The organism is Pseudomaricurvus sp. HS19 (genome assembly GCF_009857815.1).
Classification (GTDB): domain Bacteria; phylum Pseudomonadota; class Gammaproteobacteria; order Pseudomonadales; family Cellvibrionaceae; genus Pseudomaricurvus.
The window spans coordinates 49,317-66,420 of the sequence record NZ_WVVW01000003.1 but is presented as its reverse complement, the minus strand read 5'-3'; the positions used below and the strand labels follow the sequence as shown (position 1 = coordinate 66,420).

General features: G+C 59.9%; 18 protein-coding genes. 6 read left to right on the top strand and 12 right to left on the bottom strand.

Features of this window, described 5'->3' with window-relative positions; all coding sequences use genetic code 11:
- Positions 1-23: 23 nt before the first annotated feature.
- Complete coding sequence (locus GSF27_RS10970; RefSeq protein WP_160968928.1) at positions 24-773, top strand: SDR family NAD(P)-dependent oxidoreductase; 750 nt, start codon at positions 24-26, stop codon at positions 771-773.
- A 99-nt stretch (positions 774-872) separates the two neighbouring features.
- Here the strand turns inward: GSF27_RS10970 and GSF27_RS10965 are convergent, their stop codons facing one another.
- The 6 genes from GSF27_RS10965 to GSF27_RS10940 all read right to left on the bottom strand — a co-directional run bounded on the left by GSF27_RS10965 (position 873) and on the right by GSF27_RS10940 (position 5,276).
- Positions 873-1,202: a multidrug efflux SMR transporter gene (locus GSF27_RS10965; RefSeq protein WP_160968926.1), complete on the bottom strand. Its 330-nt coding sequence runs from the start codon at positions 1,200-1,202 to the stop codon at positions 873-875.
- A gap of 113 nt (positions 1,203-1,315) precedes the next feature.
- A complete protein-coding gene (locus GSF27_RS10960; protein ID WP_160968924.1) occupies positions 1,316-1,477 on the bottom strand; it encodes a YqaE/Pmp3 family membrane protein in 162 nt (53 codons plus the stop codon).
- A gap of 66 nt (positions 1,478-1,543) precedes the next feature.
- A complete protein-coding gene (locus GSF27_RS10955) occupies positions 1,544-2,398 on the bottom strand; it encodes an MliC family protein (RefSeq protein ID WP_237457515.1) in 855 nt (284 codons plus the stop codon).
- 30 nt (positions 2,399-2,428) lie between these two features.
- Positions 2,429-3,118, bottom strand: coding sequence for an aquaporin Z (gene aqpZ / locus GSF27_RS10950; RefSeq protein WP_160968922.1), 690 nt, complete (start codon positions 3,116-3,118; stop codon positions 2,429-2,431).
- Between the two features lie 194 nt (positions 3,119-3,312).
- Positions 3,313-4,197 carry a GNAT family N-acetyltransferase gene (locus GSF27_RS10945; RefSeq protein ID WP_160968920.1) on the bottom strand — a complete coding sequence of 295 codons (885 nt, stop codon included), beginning with the start codon at positions 4,195-4,197 and terminating at the stop codon, positions 3,313-3,315.
- Positions 4,198-4,322: 125 nt separating this feature from the next.
- Positions 4,323-5,276, bottom strand: coding sequence for a homocysteine S-methyltransferase family protein (locus GSF27_RS10940; RefSeq protein WP_160968918.1), 954 nt, complete (start codon positions 5,274-5,276; stop codon positions 4,323-4,325).
- Between the two features lie 235 nt (positions 5,277-5,511).
- Here GSF27_RS10940 and GSF27_RS10935 point away from each other — a divergent pair, with 235 nt between their 5' ends.
- Positions 5,512-6,126, top strand: a complete 615-nt coding sequence (locus GSF27_RS10935; protein WP_160968916.1) for a TetR/AcrR family transcriptional regulator — start codon at positions 5,512-5,514, stop codon at positions 6,124-6,126.
- On the opposite strand, the gene GSF27_RS10930 is transcribed toward GSF27_RS10935, so the two are convergent.
- Complete coding sequence (locus GSF27_RS10930) at positions 6,115-6,519, bottom strand: hypothetical protein (RefSeq protein WP_160968914.1); 405 nt, start codon at positions 6,517-6,519, stop codon at positions 6,115-6,117. The two genes, GSF27_RS10935 and GSF27_RS10930, sit on opposite strands and share 12 nt — an antisense overlap.
- A 298-nt stretch (positions 6,520-6,817) precedes the next feature.
- Here GSF27_RS10930 and GSF27_RS10925 point away from each other — a divergent pair, with 298 nt between their 5' ends.
- The 4 genes from GSF27_RS10925 to GSF27_RS10910 are packed head-to-tail and all read left to right on the top strand — an operon-like array spanning position 6,818 to position 11,227.
- Positions 6,818-7,942: an LLM class flavin-dependent oxidoreductase gene (locus GSF27_RS10925; RefSeq protein WP_160968912.1), complete on the top strand. Its 1,125-nt coding sequence runs from the start codon at positions 6,818-6,820 to the stop codon at positions 7,940-7,942.
- Complete coding sequence (locus GSF27_RS10920) at positions 7,939-9,108, top strand: sulfotransferase (protein WP_160968910.1); 1,170 nt, start codon at positions 7,939-7,941, stop codon at positions 9,106-9,108. Before GSF27_RS10925 ends, GSF27_RS10920 begins: the two co-directional genes overlap by 4 nt.
- Positions 9,105-9,941 carry a sugar phosphate isomerase/epimerase gene (locus GSF27_RS10915; RefSeq protein WP_160968908.1) on the top strand — a complete coding sequence of 279 codons (837 nt, stop codon included), beginning with the start codon at positions 9,105-9,107 and terminating at the stop codon, positions 9,939-9,941. The genes GSF27_RS10920 and GSF27_RS10915 overlap by 4 nt, the downstream gene beginning before the upstream one ends.
- A gap of 50 nt (positions 9,942-9,991) precedes the next feature.
- Complete coding sequence (locus tag GSF27_RS10910) at positions 9,992-11,227, top strand: hypothetical protein (protein ID WP_160968906.1); 1,236 nt, start codon at positions 9,992-9,994, stop codon at positions 11,225-11,227.
- A gap of 95 nt (positions 11,228-11,322) precedes the next feature.
- On the opposite strand, the gene GSF27_RS10905 is transcribed toward GSF27_RS10910, so the two are convergent.
- From GSF27_RS10905 to GSF27_RS10885, 5 genes are all read right to left on the bottom strand, one after another.
- A complete protein-coding gene (locus tag GSF27_RS10905) occupies positions 11,323-11,796 on the bottom strand; it encodes a PaaI family thioesterase (RefSeq protein ID WP_160968904.1) in 474 nt (157 codons plus the stop codon).
- A 143-nt stretch (positions 11,797-11,939) separates the two neighbouring features.
- A complete protein-coding gene (locus tag GSF27_RS10900; protein ID WP_160968902.1) occupies positions 11,940-12,851 on the bottom strand; it encodes an acyl-CoA dehydrogenase family protein in 912 nt (303 codons plus the stop codon).
- Positions 12,851-13,987 (bottom strand): acyl-CoA dehydrogenase family protein, encoded by a 1,137-nt coding sequence (locus tag GSF27_RS10895; protein WP_160968900.1) that lies wholly within the window; start codon positions 13,985-13,987, stop codon positions 12,851-12,853. Before GSF27_RS10895 ends, GSF27_RS10900 begins: the two co-directional genes overlap by 1 nt.
- Positions 13,988-14,036: 49 nt before the next feature.
- Complete coding sequence (locus tag GSF27_RS10890) at positions 14,037-14,846, bottom strand: enoyl-CoA hydratase/isomerase family protein (RefSeq protein ID WP_160968898.1); 810 nt, start codon at positions 14,844-14,846, stop codon at positions 14,037-14,039.
- Positions 14,847-14,861: 15 nt separating this feature from the next.
- Positions 14,862-17,069 (bottom strand): acyl-CoA dehydrogenase family protein, encoded by a 2,208-nt coding sequence (locus GSF27_RS10885; protein ID WP_160968896.1) that lies wholly within the window; start codon positions 17,067-17,069, stop codon positions 14,862-14,864.
- Between the last annotated feature and the right edge of the window lie 35 nt (positions 17,070-17,104).

The following is a 17,104-nucleotide window of genomic DNA, read 5'->3' as shown; positions in this document are numbered from 1 at the left end:
GCTAAATCACGAGACAAGAGATTATGACTACTAAAACAGCACTTGTGACCGGCGCTGCCGCCGGTATTGGGCGCGCCTGTGCCCTGCGTCTGGCGAAAGACGGCATCAACATCGGTGTACTGGATCTGGACCAGTCCAAAGCCCAGGTTGTGGCGGACGAAATTGTAGCCGCCGGCGGTAAAGCGGTAGGCCTGGGTGGCAACATTGCCGACCGCGCGTCCATCGAAGCGGCCGTAGGTCAGCTGCGCGAAGCCTTTGGCCCAGTCACCATCGTGGTGAACAACGCCGGTATCGCCCCCTTCATCCCATTTGAAGAACTGACCGACGCTGACTGGGACAAGGTATTCGAGATCAACACCAAAGGTACTTTCATCGTTACCCAGACCGTACTGCCGGATATGAAAGCCGCAGGCTGGGGCCGCGTGGTCAATATCTCTTCCTCCAGCGCCATCGGCGGCAGCTACCAGCAGGTGGCCTACTCCGCCTCCAAGGGCGCCGTGGTCTCCATGACCCGCTCACTGGCCCAGGCTGTGGGCCAGTACGGCATCACCGTTAACAACATCCCACCCGGTTCCGTGATGGGTACTGTTATGGCCGACGCTGCCAACGCCAACGCCAACTTCAGTGCCGAGCAGATCGCCCGTGCCATTCCAGTACGCCGCACCGGTGTACCTGAGGACATCGCCGGCGCCTGTGCCTACCTGGTGTCTGATGAAGCCGGCTATGTGACCGGTCAGACCATCAACGTCAACGGCGGTCGTCTGGTTTCCTGATAGCCCCGGTGCCTGATGCACAGCCCCGGTCTCTGGCCGGGGCTGACTCGCGGGGCAGCCACTCTGGCTGCCCCCGCCAACCCCCTTCTCCGTGTGTGCTCAGTGCACCACGCTGCCGGAAAAAAGATTGATCACCCCCACACCGGCAATAATCAGCCCCATCCCCACCAGCGCCGGCAGGTCCAAAGTCTGTTGGTAGAGCAGGTAGCCCAGCCCGGTAATCAGCACAATGCCCAACCCCGACCAGATGGCGTAGGCGATGCCCACGGGAATGGTCTTGAGGACGACGGAAAGGCAATAGAACGCGATGGCGTAGCCCACCACCACAATCAGGCTGGGTCCCGGGCGGGTAAATTCAGCAGAGGCTTTTAACGCAGTGGTGGCAATCACCTCGGCGACAATGGCCACGGTCAGCCAGACATAACTCATGGGGAAACCCCTCTCAACAGGCAGGATCCCGGATTTTGGCAGATTTTCAGTGCCTTGCCACAGGCAACGAGCCGGTCTGTGACCCTGCGCCACTCACCAGGCGAGGCAGCCCCCTACTGGGTAACCAACCAAAGGGCGTGCACTACGGCCGGCAGATACATCAGGAAACAGAGCAGGATATTGATCAGCAGATCCCTGCCTGCGCCTTTCTTGAGAAACACGGCCACCGGTGCGAGAAAGATGGCGAGCAGAATCAGTACGAGTTTGTTGTCCATAACAGCTCCTGTTGGCGAATCAAGCCAGTAGTCTTTGATAATAAAGAAGTAACCTTGCAGACCCGCTCAACTGACCGGGCGGCAGGTCATGGGCTCGGTGTTATAGCCCCAGACAATCTTCGCCTCGCCCTGATGCTCCCAGAAGCTCTCATTGGGCCCCAGGTATTTGCTGCCGCTGGCCGCAGAGTCAGCAAACATCAGCGACACACTGTCTCCGCGCTCCGCCACCAGGGTGCGAGGTTCTGTTGGATAGAAGGTGATTACCACCTCATTGCGCGGGTCACCCTCGCAGGCAAATACCACCGGCCCGCGCCCCTCCACCAGCCGGAAGCGGGCCTGCAGTTCGGCGATGCGATGCTGATACTCGTATTTGACGCAGGCCTGGTGATCGGTCGCTTTCCAGCACTCGTCACGCCCCTTGATCCAGCCCCGCTGCTCAGCTTTAAAGAGAGGAGGCGGCTGTTTTGCCAGCGCCTCGCCATATACCGCCGCCATCTGCTGATCCAGCACAGCTAACTCAGGTGTGCTACAGATCAGAGTCGGGATGGCAGGCAGCTCAGCGTCACAGGCATAGGTCGGTACGGCTGCAGCCTCGCCCTTACGGGCCTGCAGCTGTCCCTCGATATAGTCACACCAGGCCGGGTCGTCCCGCGCCGGAACCTGCGGCTGACCGCGCACCCCGAGTCTGAACTCCACCACCGATTTCCACTCATCCGAGCCAATATCCGGCCCGTGCCCCTGGCCATCTCCGCTCATGATCGTGGACTCCACCGCACGGTACCAATCGTCAGTGCAGAGGGCAGGGGCTGGCTGCGACTCAACAATCGGCGCCGGATCCGTTACCGCTTCCATTGCCGTTTCCGACGCACAGGCCACCAACAACACTACCATTGGCGGCGCCAGCCACAGGGGTCGCCACATAATCTCTCTCCTTGGTTCAAACTGGGTGAATCAGCTTTTACTCTTGCCGATCACACCGTAAATGGCTGCACCGATCACCGCTCCCACAATGGGTGCCACCCAGAACAGCCACAGCTGCGACAGCGCCAGTCCGCCTTCGTAGACCGCCACACCGGTGCTGCGGGCGGGGTTCACTGAGGTGTTGGTGACCGGGATACTGATCAGGTGAATGAGTGTCAGGCAGAGACCGATGGCGATAGGGGCAAAGCCTGCCGGTGCGCGGGAGTCGGTGGCCCCGAGAATCACCACAATAAAGATCATGGTCATGACGATTTCAGTGGTCAGCGCCGACATGAAGTTGTAGCCACCGGGGGAGTGTTCGCCAAAGCCGTTGGTGGCGAAACCGGCGGTAACGTCAAAGCCCGGCTGACCGCTGGCAATCAGGTAGAGAATACCCCCTGCTGCCAGGCCGCCAAGCACCTGGGCAACAATGTAAGGCACCAATTCTTTTGCCGGGAAACGACCACCGACCCAAAGCCCGACCGACACCGCCGGGTTGAGGTGGCAGCCGGAGATATGGCCGATGGCGAAGGCCATGGTGAGTACCGTCAAACCAAACGCCAGCGATACCCCCAGCAGGCCAATGCCCACATCGGGAAATGCAGCCGCCAACACCGCACTGCCACAACCACCCAGCACCAGCCAGAAGGTACCCACAAACTCCGCAAAATACTTTTCCATACGTTTCTCCCTGTAACTCAGCGACAGACCGCGGACGAATCCCTTGTCATCATTCTCTCTGTTGCATCAAAAAGTCACCCGCGGGTGCAGGCGCAGCTAATGGACGTGTCGCTTGCAAACAGCAGCAAGCTCCGACCGCCTTGAGTATAGTCAACAAGATCGCGGAGCGATGGCAAAGCCATCATTCTGTGCCACTATTTTTGCGGCTGATAGTTCTCCCGGATGGTGGTCGGGCGAAAGCCCACTCTCAGAATATTGTTCCATGAGTGCTGGGGATCCCCCGGCACTGACACGCCGGTACAGGTATAAAACTGCTGAACGCCCTGTTGCAGCCCCCAGTCGATGCGCGCCCGCAACAACGCCTGCTGAATGCCACGGCCCCGGAACTGTGGGCTGGTGGCGCCAAAGTTGGTCCAGCCACAGTCGCCGTAACGAAACAGAGATCCCACGCCCGCCGGCTGGCCGTCGCAGAACGCCATAAAGATGGTCCAGCCGGGGCGGCCAACCACCTGGGCGATCCAGCCCTCTGTCACCCGGGCTATGGCAGGGTCCTGATCAGGTACTACCAGGTCAAAGGCGGCACAGGCGATACGCCCAAAGTCGGCGGCCCACTCCCGGCCGATGGGGCGAATCTCGATCCCCTCCGCCAGCGGTTGCGGGAGTGAGGGCAGGGGCTCAGCACCGCGGGCAAACTCCTGCCAGCCCCGTGCCCGCTGCAGCCCATGCTGCTGCAACAGGGCATTCACCTCTGCGGTTATCATCCCGGCGGGCAGTTGCAGGAAATAGCGCTGCACACCCATCTCGCCATAACTGCTGAGCACGGCCTGCAGGTGCTGGTGAAACTCACTCCCGGCCCAACACCCGTCACCTTCGGTCAGGCCGGACTCCAGCCCGAAGCAGCGATTGATCACAATTGCCGCTGCCGGCAGGGCCGCCGCGATGGAGACCAGCGACTCCTCCGCCTGCAGGTGAAAGCACTTGAGCCCCAGCAGCCGGCGCTGATCCGCCGTCGCGGCTTGCTGCAGATCCCACAACTCCTGCCGCTCAATCTCTTCAACGGCGGGCATATTCCCTTTCATGATCGTCTCCTTAAAGTCCGTACCGGGCCCTGCACACGACGGCGGGTGGCGCCTGCCAGGGCCACCCGCCAACTCAAGGCCATCGTCACCTCCGGCAGCGTCACCCGGTTTGGTGTACACAGCTCCTAGCTGACCTGGCGCAGGCCTGCGCTCTGGCAACAGATCTGCTCGATGTGCCTGTGATCCGTACCGCAACAACCCCCCAGCACACTTATGTGCGGCAGAAGCGCCAGCAAATGTTGATACTCCTGCCCCAGCTCTTGCGGATTGCCCTGATCCAGCTGCTCACAGCCATCCAGCTCTGCGTGACTGCATTTGGAGGCGTTGGCCCTCAGGCCGCGAATGCGATGACGCTGTCGGGACGCCGCCAGCTGCTCTCCAAAGTGGGTGGGGTGGGCACAGTTAATCATATAGTAGGCCGGGCCAGCTCCGGTCGCCTGGTCCACCTGGGTGATGGCTTCATCCAGGGTCTCACCGGTAGGCAGGCAGCCATCGGTCTCCACGGTGAAAGAGATCACCACCGGTATCCCTGCCTTCTGTGCCGCCCGCGCGATGCCTGTCGCTTCATTAACGTTGGTGAGGGTCATGGCGGTAACGCAATCGGCATCGGTGCCGGCAAGGGTTTTTATCTGCGGCCAGTGGTAAGTCTCCGCCTCCGCCGCACTCATGATCAGCTCCGGCGCGTAAGCGTCGTGACGTGGGCCGATACAGCCGCTGATCACATAAGGGGTGGCGGGGCTGTCATATTTGTCCCGCAGTGGCTGCAGGAACTCGATGGCCTCCCGGTTGATGCGGTGCATATCCTCAGGACTGTGGCCAATGCGGGCGCACCAATCGGGATTGGCGCGCCAGGTGACAGATTCCAGCACAAAACCGCGTTGGTAGTGGCGGGCAATCCCGGTGTAGCGATCAAAATAATCCTGCAGTATGTGCCGGCCACTGTCGCTCTCCAGCAGGGTATAGGCAGCGAACTCCGGCAGGTCCAGCCCCTCGTGAAACACCAGGGTGGTCTCCAGGCCCCCATCCGTAATCAGGGTGTGGCCTTGCAGTTGTGGCAATTGGTGACGATAACGGCTCATGGTTTCCTCCTTGTTGTAGCGCTTTATCAAACACAGGGTCAGTGTAGAAATCCGCCGCCACGCAGATAAGCACCACAGGTAGGAAAGTAAGCTTTATATTTTTCTTATTAAAATCAGACGGTTGGAAAACCGGAGCACAAGACATAGCCACTGCATCAGAGGCCGCGGGGCAATTAACTGTACCCGTGGTACAGTATTTGACTGGAAAAAGTCATGTAATGCAGGGATGTCAGCCATGAACCAGCGTGCCGCCTCTACCCAGGAGCGCATACTCAGCGAAGCCGAAAGACTGATTCTCGGTCAGGGCTTTGCCAACACCTCTATTGACGAAATTGTCGATGCCGCCGCCATTACCAAAAGCGGTTTCTTCTACCACTACCCCGGCAAGACCGATCTGGCCCGCGCTTTAGTGCAGCGATTCCTGCAGAAAGACGCCGATATCTTTGATGCCCTGTTTGAGCGCGCCGACTCCCTCACCGATGACCCGCTGCAGCAACTGCTGATCTTTTTGAAACTGTTTTCCGAACTGATGGAGAGCCTGGAGGAGACCCACCCCGGCTGCCTGGTGGTGACCTTCACCTACGAAAGCCATCTCATAGAACCGGAGATTGTTGAGCTGGTACGGCAGGGGGTGGAGAGCTGGGAAACCATGATCCGGCAGCGGCTGGAGCGCATCTGCTCACGCTACGCGCCAAGATCTGAGTTTAATCCCGTGGACCTGGCCAATATGTTCACCGCCACAGTGGAAGGCGGCATCGTACTCAGCCGCTTGTTCCAGACCAATCGTCATCTGGTGGAGCAGATTCTGCTCTATCGCCACTATCTGCAGATGCTGTTCTCACCGGCCTGAGTCCGGGTTGCCGGGCCGGGAGTCATGGGTTGCGGCAATCGTGCTGTAGCCGAAGTGTTGCCCCGCCAACTGCAACTGCGCCTGGGTGACGCCAGCCAGTTGCACCACACCATCATCCATCCCCACTGAACCGGTAATGCGTGCAGCTATCAGCGCATTGTTGTCACTCACTTCAGGCAATACCCGGTTGCGGAGAAAAGCCAACAGTCCGCTGTCCGCTATTGCGACAGCCTGATTCCCGCTCCCCGCTGCATCCACCGCAGCGGCGCAGCCATCCAGCAGATACCACTGGTCGCCGGCCTGTCGCTGCAGATGACCGGAAATTTCGATAACGCAGTATTTGTGGTAGCGGAACACAATCACTCCTGTCAGCCAGAAACAGTCCAGACTCATGGACCAGGCAGGGGGTTCCCGCAGCCGCCCGGGTTGCACCTGCTGCTCCAATCTACACAAGCCAATCGCCGCTGTCGCGGGTGCCCCGCAGAGCCGGCCACTAACACTGCTTTACTTGACCCTCTCGCGGCCCGCTGCCTAAACTGGCTGGACTTCTCAGAACAATAAACTTTTAACAATAACTTTTAACAATAATAATGGATGCGATTTACCGGCAGTCGTCGCACTAAAACCCCTTGGGAGGTGCTGCAGGCTGAACGGCTATCGCCTGCGAGGTTTTCACACCTCCGAGGTTTCTATGAAAGTCCAACCCGCTGCATTTCTGCGCACCACACTGCCCCTCGACTTCAGCAAGCTGGACGACTACGACAGCGGTCGCTACCACTCCGTGTGGCTGCCGGATCATATGGTCAGCTTCTGGCCCGACTCCATCTGGACGCCGGAATTTACCGATCTCGCCACCCTGTCACCGTCGCCCCATCGCCATCTCGATGCCATGGCCGTGGCTGCCGCCACCGCGGTGCAGACCAGCCGCGTCAATATCGCCACCAGCGTGGTAGACACCGTACGTCGACACCCCTCGCTGCTGGCCCAGAGTGCGCTGACCATCGACCACCTGGCCAAGGGCCGTTTTGTGCTGGGACTGGGCAGCGGTGAAACCGAAAACACCGTGCCCTACGGTTTCGATTTTGAAAAACCGGTGGGCCGTTTTGAAGAAGCGCTGCAAGTAATTCGCCTGCTGTGGGAGAGCGAAGGCCCGGTCAATTTCGAAGGTCAGTTCTACAAGCTGGAGCACGCACGCCTGGATACCGAACCCTTTGAGGGCAAGTTCCCCCCCATCTGGATTGGTGCCGGTGGACCGCGCATGCTGAAAATCACCGGTCGCTACGCCGATGGCTGGTGGCCCGCCGGTGCCTGGTCGCCGGAAGACTACGCCGCCAAGCTCAAGGTGGTGCGCGATGCGGCCGAAGAAGCAGGGCGTGACCCCATGGCCATTGTGCCGGCGTTTATCATGACCTGTTTAATCGGCGACGACGATGAACTGGCGGAAATTCTGCAGGCGCCACTGGTAAAAGCCTGGGTACTGCAGGTCTCTGCCGATGTGCTGAGAGAACACGGCTTCAAACATCCCATGGGTGATAACTGGCGTGGCTACCAGGACATCAACCCCGGTGTACTCACCCGCGAGCGCATTCTCGATATGCTGGATAAGGTGGAGCCGGAAGCCATCCTCGCCATCATTCCCCACGGCTCGCCGAAACAGGTGGCCAAACAGATCAAGGGCTTCGTGGAAGCCGGTTTGCGCGTGCCGAAGATTCTCGACTACGGCGGCATGGCCGGACTCAAGTACGGTGCCATCTCGGCGGCCAAAGTGCGGGAAACCGAAGACGAACTGCTGCGGCTGTGCGGAGAGATTTCATGAGCGAATTGTTAAACGCCAATGAACTCCTGCAAGCGGCGAAGTCCAGTACCGGCCTCAGCGACTGGGGCGATGACTCACTGCCGCAACGCTTTGACATGGCTATCGACAAACTCAATGCCATCGCCATGGATAACGTCGGCCGTCAGGCCACCGCGGATGTCTGCCAGTGGCTGCTCACCTCGCGGCTCAAATTTTTTAACGATCACAAAATCACACCGGGACTGGCGGACGAAGTCATCGAGCAACCGCTGTTTGCCACCGGCGAACCCCGCTCCGGTACCACGCTGCTGCACGCTCTGCTCTCGGTGGATCCCGACTCCCGCTCCCTGCGCTTCTGGGAAGTGATGTACCCGTCACCACCACCGGGACTGGCGGCAGCCGATGATCCCCGCCGTGCCTGGGCCGATGCCGACTGGCGTGAGATCAACGCCATGGCCCCGGAGTGGCTGAAGATCCACCCCTACAACGACATGCTCGGCGACGGCTTGCCGGAGTGTGAGCGCACCTGGGCCATGGATTTTCGCGTCATGACCCCCACTGCCTGGTGGCGTGCCCCCATCGGCATGTACGTAGGCGGGCTGCCCACCGAGGATCACGCCCAGTACCGTATTCACAAAATGATGCTGCAGCACTGTCAGTACGGTAGCGAGAGCAAGAAGCGCTGGGCACTGAAAGGTTTTCACGGTCCACGCCTCAAGGCGTTTTTTGATACCTACCCGGACGCGCGCCTGATCTGGACTCACCGCGACCCGGTACAGGTGACTGCGTCACGCATCGGTATGGCCATCGCCCTCACCAAAGCCTTTGCCAAAGGCGAAGTGGATATGGAGCAGCAGGCCGCCATTCACCTGGCGGCAACCCGTGCCGGCATCGCCGACACCATGAACAATCCTTTAATCGACGACCCGCGAATTTTTCACGTGCGTTACACCGACTTTGTCAGTGATCCCGTGGGCACCATCCGCAAGTTCTATGAGTTCTGCGATATCGACATGACCGACGCAGCGGAACAGGCAATGCGCGATTATCTCGCCAACAACAAGGGCGATCGCTACGGCAAGTTTCACTACACCACCGACTGGATCAAAGAGGACCTCAATGCATTGAACGAAGAGTTTGCGCCCTATCGCCAACGCTTTGGCCTCGACGTTGAAGTACGCAAATGAAATCGCCAAGCCAGCCTGTACATTCCCGCATCTCGGTTAACAGCGTCTGCTTTTTTGCCGCCACCCTGCAACAGCAATCCGAATACTGGCGTATCCTCAACGCCCACACCGTGAGCCTGATTGCTCCGCAGCTCGACAATCACGAACTGGGCAAAGTACAGCAGACCCTGCAGTCCTGCGACTGCGAGGTGGAAACCATTGTGCATAACTTTGTCGCCGGCGCACCGCTGGACCCCAACCCCGCCAGTTGGCATAAACCACGGGAGCAACTGCAGCGTCGTATTGACGAAGCCCGGCAACTGGGCGCGCGCTCAATATACATGCTCACCGGTGGTCGCGGTGACATGGACTGGGAAGACGCTGCTGCGGTTTTTGCGGAAGCCATCAAGCCCTGCGTTGCTTATGCACAACAGGCTGGTGTGCAGTTGATGATTGAGAACGCGCCTGCACAGTACGCAGACATTCATATTGCCCACAGCCTGCGCGACACGGTTACGCTGGCGGAGCTCGCCAATATCGGCGTCTGCATTGACCTGTTTTTTTGCTGGGCGGAAGCCGACCTGAAACACACCATTGAACGCTGTATTCCCCGCTGCGGACTGGTGCAGGTAAGCGACTATGTGTTGGGCGATCGCAACCTGCCGGCACGGGCCGTTGTGGGCGACGGAGCCATTCCGCTGACCCGGTTGCTGCAATGGATTATCGACGCGGGTTACAGCGGAGCCTTCGAGCTCGAATTGATCGGCCCGCGCATTGACCAGGAGACACCGCTGCTGGCGGTCAAACGCAGTATCGACGCGCTGAATACGATGCTGCCTACACTGGGCGCCTGATTTTTACCGGACACGCCATACCGGCAGCACGCTTCCTTTGGAGATACCCTATGGCCTTTGGCGACAGCCCTTGCGACAAGTCACTGCAGGATGCCTGGAATCAGTTTTGCGAACAGCTGCAACACGCTGGCAGCAGAGCATTCAAGGATTTCAATCCCGCGACGCCGGCACACCGTGTCGATGCACTGCGCTTCCTGACCCAGAACCTGGGACAGGCGTTTGACCTGGCGCTGGAGACCCGCGACAGCCGCTACCCGCAACTGCACCCGTTCTGTACCCCCACCTGCAAACTGGGAGGCGATGCCGCCGACTTCACCTACCACCAGGCGTGGATCGACGGCGAAAGCGCTTATCGCGTCTACGGCAATCGCGGCAGCGCCCGCTTTATTAATTTCACCTTGCAGGGGCAACGGCCCTCCACCCAACCCGGCACCGACATCCCCAGCCTGCATGAACCGTTTGGTGATATACCGGAAAGCAACCTGTTTGGTCACGACCTGGTGACCGACAGCGAAGGGGCTTTTGAACTGTTTATCGGCGGGCCAAAACGTAACGTTAATTGGCTGCCCACCACCCCGAACACCCGCAAACTGTTCCTGCGCCAGGGCTTTGATGACTGGAATGAGCGACCGGCCCAACTGCATATCGAACGTATCGGCATGAACGAACCCAGGCCATTGCCTTTGGCTGCTGACATGATCGAAGCCATGGAGTGGGCCGGTAATTTCCTGGATGGGGTGATGAATGACTGGCCCGACCATCCCTATCAATACAGTCCCTTCGTCGATCCGCTGAACGTCAACCGGTTCCCACCGGATCCGTCAGCTTCAGCAGGCGCCGACGATCAGAAGCGTGGCCGCGCTGTTGCTCATCTGTGTTGGCAGCTGCAACCGGACGAGGCTCTGATTATTGAATTCGACAACCACGACGGCTTCTGGATGGTAAGCAACAACGGGGTGTTTTTTAACAGCATGGATTACCGTTACCGGCCGGTGAGCTACACACCGGCCCGCACAGCAGTCGACAGCGATGGCAAAGTGCGACTGATATTGTGTGGGCGGGATCCCGGCTACCACAACTGGGTCGACACCCAGGGCTTTGAGCGCGGCAACATCACCTACCGCAATCTACTCAGCAGCAACAACACCCGCTTTACAACGCGACTGGTCAAAACCGGCGAGCTGGCAGATGCGCTGCCCGCAGACACTGTTCGCGTGTCTCCGCAACAACGCATTGAGCAACTACAGGCGCGTTTCCGCAGCATCAGTTTGCGCTACGGACTCTGATCACCGGAACGGGGCACCGTCGCCCGGGGCAAAATATTCGGCAATAAAAATCCCGGCACTGGCCGGGATTTTTTTCAGGCGGAAATCCGGGAGTTTCACGACGAAACGCGCAGTTCGCCTTCCAGCAATTTCCAGATACCCTCGACACTGGCGATGCTTTTCTCGGGGGTTTTTATCAGGCCCCGCACAAATACCAGATGGCGACCACTGCGCACCACTTCCGGCTCGATGGTAATAAACTCACCCACTTTAGCCACGGAGACAAACTGGGTGTTCAGACTGGTGGTGACACAATTCCTGGCCTTCTCGCCCATGGACTGCACCACGCCCATGCCGAGGCCGATATCCGCAAAGGACATCACTATGCCACCGTGGATAGTGCCAAGATGGTTGTTGGTGTGACGTGCGGCCACCACCAGGCCTACGGTCACGCCGTGGTCACTGTACTTCAACCAGTAAGGACCGACATGGCCGGTAAAACCCTCGGCGACGTTAACACGCTCCCAGCCTTCGGCTTCCAGCTTGCTGAAGGTTTCCAGTTCGGCAGGGGAGTACTCTTTGTCGGACATAATTACCTCGGTTGCGGTGGCAGGTTTGATAGACACTGCTGCCACACACTTAAACTTGCGTGCATAAAAAATGCGGAGGGTTGTCGCCGCTCAATCGAAGCCGGCTCGACAACGCTTCCGCATTTTCAGAATGCTGCTGACGATCAGGCGTCAGCGAAACACTCGTCGGCCACCACCTGCGACTGACCACCGCGACCACCCAGCTCGGAGAGCAGGGCTTTCATGCGGTAGGTCCACAGGTGCAGATCCATCTCCAGGGTCATACCCATGGCGCCGCTCATCTGGTGCATGTCATAGATCAGGCGGGTTGCACTGTCCTGGGCATGCAGGGCTGCCAGGGCTGCGTCACCGGCGTCGCCACTGAAGGCGGCCTTGAGAGCCAGCCAGCGCACACCACCAGTGAGTACCGCACACTCGGCCAGGCGATGACGCAGGGCCTGGAAGGTACCGATGGGACGACCGAACTGCTTGCGCACACTGACGTGTTCAACGGTGGAGTCCAGCGCCGCCTGCATCAGGCCCGCCACTTCCGCCGCCAGCGCGACGCGCATCCAGGTTTTGACGGTCTTGGCAGTTTCGGCATCCAGCTGCTTCACCTCCGGCGTACCCACCAGCTTGCCCATGGGGTAGGCAAACAGGGACTCGGGCAGGGCTTCCACATCACCCTCTTGCGGGTGAGCGATGCCTACATTGTCGCCATCGATAATGATCAGGGTCTTGGCCTGTGGCACAAAGCGTCCGGGACGACCGTTTTCGATCACACCGAACGGACGTGGCAGCTCGATGTCCAGGTGCGGACGCACCAGCATGGAGAGCGCCACCTCGGCGGTGTAGGGCAGCTGTGCCAGACGGGTAGTCGAGGCAGCAGCAGAGACCGCGCCCATTTCCGGCACCGCCGCGATCTCGAAGTAACCACCTTCTTCCAGCGCCGCATCCAGCTCCGGGCTGACCAGGGCAAAGCCGTGGAAATCTACCGGCGAGGAAGAAAAGTCTTCAGCCAGCTTGTCGATGGCATCGGCAACCGCGAGCTGATCTTCGTTCAGTTGTAAATCCATCAGCGTGGCTCCCTTGGCAGTTCCAGGAATTGGGTAGCAATGATGTTGAGCTGGATTTCAGCCGCACCGGAAGCAACACCGGCCACAATGCCGCGCTGGTGATGCGCCAGCAGCATGGGGTGTACGCCGCTGATGGCTTCGGGCACATGCTCAACCACGAATTCACTCACCAGGCGCTCACAGATCACGGTGGAGAAGCGACCCACGGAGGCTTCCGGACCGGCCTGGATTTTCTTGGCGCGCTTGTCGATGATGAAGTAGCTGTACCAGCGCGCAGCTTCACAGGCAGCGTGTGCCTTGGCGGCCTGGTCGATGGCAGCGCCGGTAAAGCGACCTTCTTTCTTCAGCAGGCTGACAGCGTCTTTCAGGGTCTTGGAGGCCAGGGAGAAGCGGGGGATACCCACGCGCTCCAGCGACAATACCTGACCGATGATCTCCCACGCCTGGCCTTCTTCACCGAGGCGCCACTTCTCGTGCACCTGTACGTCGTCGAAGAAGACTTCGTGAATGTCGCCTTCACCGATGATGGACGGAATATCGCGCACGGTGATGCCGGGGGTGTCCATGGGCACCAGGAAGATGGAGATACCGTTCTTGCCATCGGAGGTACGCGCCAGCAGGAAGCAGGTGTCCGCGTCGCCGGCGTAGGAGGTCCAGATTTTCTGGCCATTGATGGTGTAGGTATCGCCATTCTTCACCGCGCGGGTGCGCAGGGATGCCAGGTCGGAACCTGACTCAGGCTCGGAGAAGCCCTGACACCACAGCGTCTGGCCTTTGGCCATCGGCATGATGTGAGTCTCTTTCTGCAGCTCGGAACCGAACAGCATCAGGATCGGACCGATCCAGTTGACGTTCATGTACTGACCGCCGCGTGGCTCACCGGCCATCCACATCTCTTCGGCAAGGATAAAGGCTTCCCACGGATCGGCGTCGCGGCCGCCCCACTCGGAAGGCCAGTGCGGTACCAGCAGGCCGGCTTCGGCCAGGTCCGCACAGATTTTCTTGGCGAACACGGTCTGCTCTTTCGACGCCGGGCCGTGAGCGATGTGTTCCCAGTTTTCAGGCAGGGTCCTGGCGAGAACCTCGCGGATCTGCGCGCGGAACGCCGCCTGCTCTTCAGTCCAGTTAAAATCCATCAGGTGTTAATCCGAGTTTGTTTAATCGTTACTGCCGGAAGGCAGAAGCTTACTTCTTGCCACCGCTGCCAATGTTGGAAATGTATTTTTCCATAATGGCCAGGTAATCCGGGTTCAGCATCAGGGCACTGTTGGCCATACGCTCCACGTGACGCGCCTGATCGCGGCCCAGCTCGGCGCACATCTCGATGGAGATCTTGGCGGCGCCCATCTGCTCGGCGTTCTGCTTGGTGAGGTGACGGCAGAACTCCATCACGTCGGCTTCAAAGGTCTCATCTGCGAACACTTCGTGCACCAGACCCATGGTGAAAGCGCGGTCGGCATCGGCCGGCTTGTTTGCCATGATCAGGTAGCGCGCCCAGTGCGGGCCCACGTAGCGGGTCAGGCGGCTGACGCCATTGGAGGCCGGCAGCACACCGAACTTGCCTTCCGGGAAGGCGTAGCTGGCGCTCTTGGCAGCGAGGCGGAAATCGCAGGAGAGGGACAGTTCCAGACCGCCACCCACACAAGTGCCCTGGTGGGCGACAACGATGGGCTTTTCGATATGCTCCATCTCGTCGTAAATGCGGTGCATGCCGTGCAACTTGAGGCGGTGCTTCTCGCGGATTGCCGTTGGCGTTCTCGCTGGCACTTCCGGTTCGCCACTGGTATCACGCAGATCAGCACCGGCACAGAAATAGCGGCCGGTGGCGCGAATCAGCATCACTTTCAGCTCAGGCGTGTCACGGAACTTGTGCAGCGCCGCTTCGAACAGGCTCATAGTCTGGCCGGTCAGCGCGTTGAGCTTGTCCGGACGGTTCAGGGTGCAGATGATGACGCCGTCGTTCTCTTCTACCAACAGGTGTGGAGCTTCACTCATGTCTCAACTCCTTCCTTAGCGGGTACGTGGCAGGCCAAGCGCGCGCTCGGCAATCATGCTGCGGTGTACCTCACTGGTACCACCGTAGATGGTGGTGCCGTGGGCGTGACGGTAGGCCAGGTTGAGCTCGCCGGCAGGGCCGTGGCGCTTGGACAGGGAATAAGGCGCGGTCAGATCCAGCAGGTCGCGGGCGCTCTCCTGGAATTTCTCGGAGGAGAACATCTTGGTCATGGGGCCGTAGGCCTTGCTCTCGCGACCGGTCACTCCCACCCACAGGCAGCGGTGACCCAGCATTTCCGCCACGTAAGTGTTCATACGGGCACGGGCCAGGCGCTTCTGGGCATCGGCGCGCTCAATCAACGGCTTGCCGGCAAAGGTGATCTCACGGCACATCTCTTCCGCATCCTTGTACAGGGTGTGCTGGGCTTTCATAAAGCCACCGCCGTGTTCCAGCTCCAGCGCCGCCGCCATCACGCGCAGACCACCGTTCACTTCGCCCAGACGGTAAGTATCCGGCACGATCACGCCATCGTAGAAGGTAGCGTTGGTGCGCTCGTCCTGGAAGGTGAACACCGGATGCACTTCGATGCCGGGGGTGTTGAGCGGCACGATGAACATGGTCAGGCCTTTGTGCTTGGCCACGTTCGGGTCGGTACGGGTGAGCATGATCACGTAGTCGGCGATGTTGGCACCAGAGGTCCACATCTTGGCGCCGTCGATGCGCCAGGAGCCGTCTTCCAGCTGGGTGGCCTTGGTCTTGGCCGCGAACACGTCGGAACCACAGCCTGGCTCGGAGTAACCCAGGCTACAGATAGCGTCACCGGAGACGATCTTGGTCAGCACCTCTTCTTTCAGCTCGGGGGTGCCGCACTTGTCGATCATGGTGCCCACCAGCATGGAGGTGCCCACCGGGTGACTGGTCCAGCCGTGCTTCTCCCACACAGCGCTCAGCGCAGACTTGGTGTAAGGCTCCACATTGCGACCGCCCAGCTCTTCACGCCAGTCGGGGAACAGGAAGTTGTGCTCGGCCAGTTTCTTGTGCACGCCGCGATCGAAACCGTCGAAAGAGTAGTGCGCCTTGGCGCGCAGCTCAGGGGTGAGGATCTCGTTGAACAGGTCATCCAGCTCCTTGGCCATGGCGCGGGCTTCGTCGCCCAGGTCAAAGTCGATGCCCACTTCGCCCACTTCTGGCAAGGCAACCACTTCACCGGCGTAGAGACGACGGCCGGCCTCTTCCAGCAACAGGTTGATATCGCCCCACACCAGCGGCCAGGCTTTGGCGCGCAGGTTGTAGAGGTGAATGTCGTATTCAGTGGCCAGACCGTAGCCGCCAAAGGTGTGCAGGGACTGGGTTACGGCACGGGCCGCCACATCGGCATTCCAGTAGAGGGCCATGGAGATCTGCGCGCCGGCATCTTCAATGCCCTTGGCCACGTCGTGAATGGCTTTCCAGGTAAAGTACTTGCCGCCATCCACTTCGGTGATCAGGTCGGCCAGCGGGTGGGAGATGGCCTGGTAGGTTCCGATGGGCTTGTCGAAGGCAACGCGCTCACAGGCGTACTCGGCCGCCATCTCAACGGAGCGGCGGGAGAGACCGGCCAGGGCCGCGGCCATCAGCAGTTTCCACTCTTCGATGCCCTGGTCAAACAGTTTCACCGCCTCGGCGCCTTCACCGATGACCACCGCATCGGCGGCGTCCAGGTTCAGCTCGGCAATCGGGGTGGAGGCCAGGTTAGCTTCAAAACGCTCGCCTTCCGGCAGGGTTACCAGCAGTACCTGGTCGCCTTTTTTGGCGATTACGGCCTGGGCTACGGCACCACCGGCGACCCACTGAACGGGCTGTTCGGCCACGTCGTGCAGGGCAATGGTTGCCACTGCACCGCCCATCATCACCTGCTCCAGCAATTCAGCCTGGGCTTCGGCGGCCAGACAGGCCAGCAGGCGGGTGGAAATCAGGGTCTCAGCCACGGGACCGGAAGCGATGGTACGGCCCACTTCTTCCATCAGCACCACAGCGTCCATGATGCCCAGACCCAGACCGCCCTGTTCCTCAGGGATGCGCAGACAGAAAGCACCCAGCTCGCCGAGCCCGGCCCACATGTCTGCGTCAAAACCGTCTTTTTCCGCAGCGGCGCGTACGCGCTCTGAGCTGCTTTGTTCGTCCAGGAAGCGGGCGAATGATTCCTGCATCATCCGCTGGTCGTCAGAAAGCTCAAAATTCATGGTTGAGGTGACTCCGAAAGTAGTGGACAGGCAAC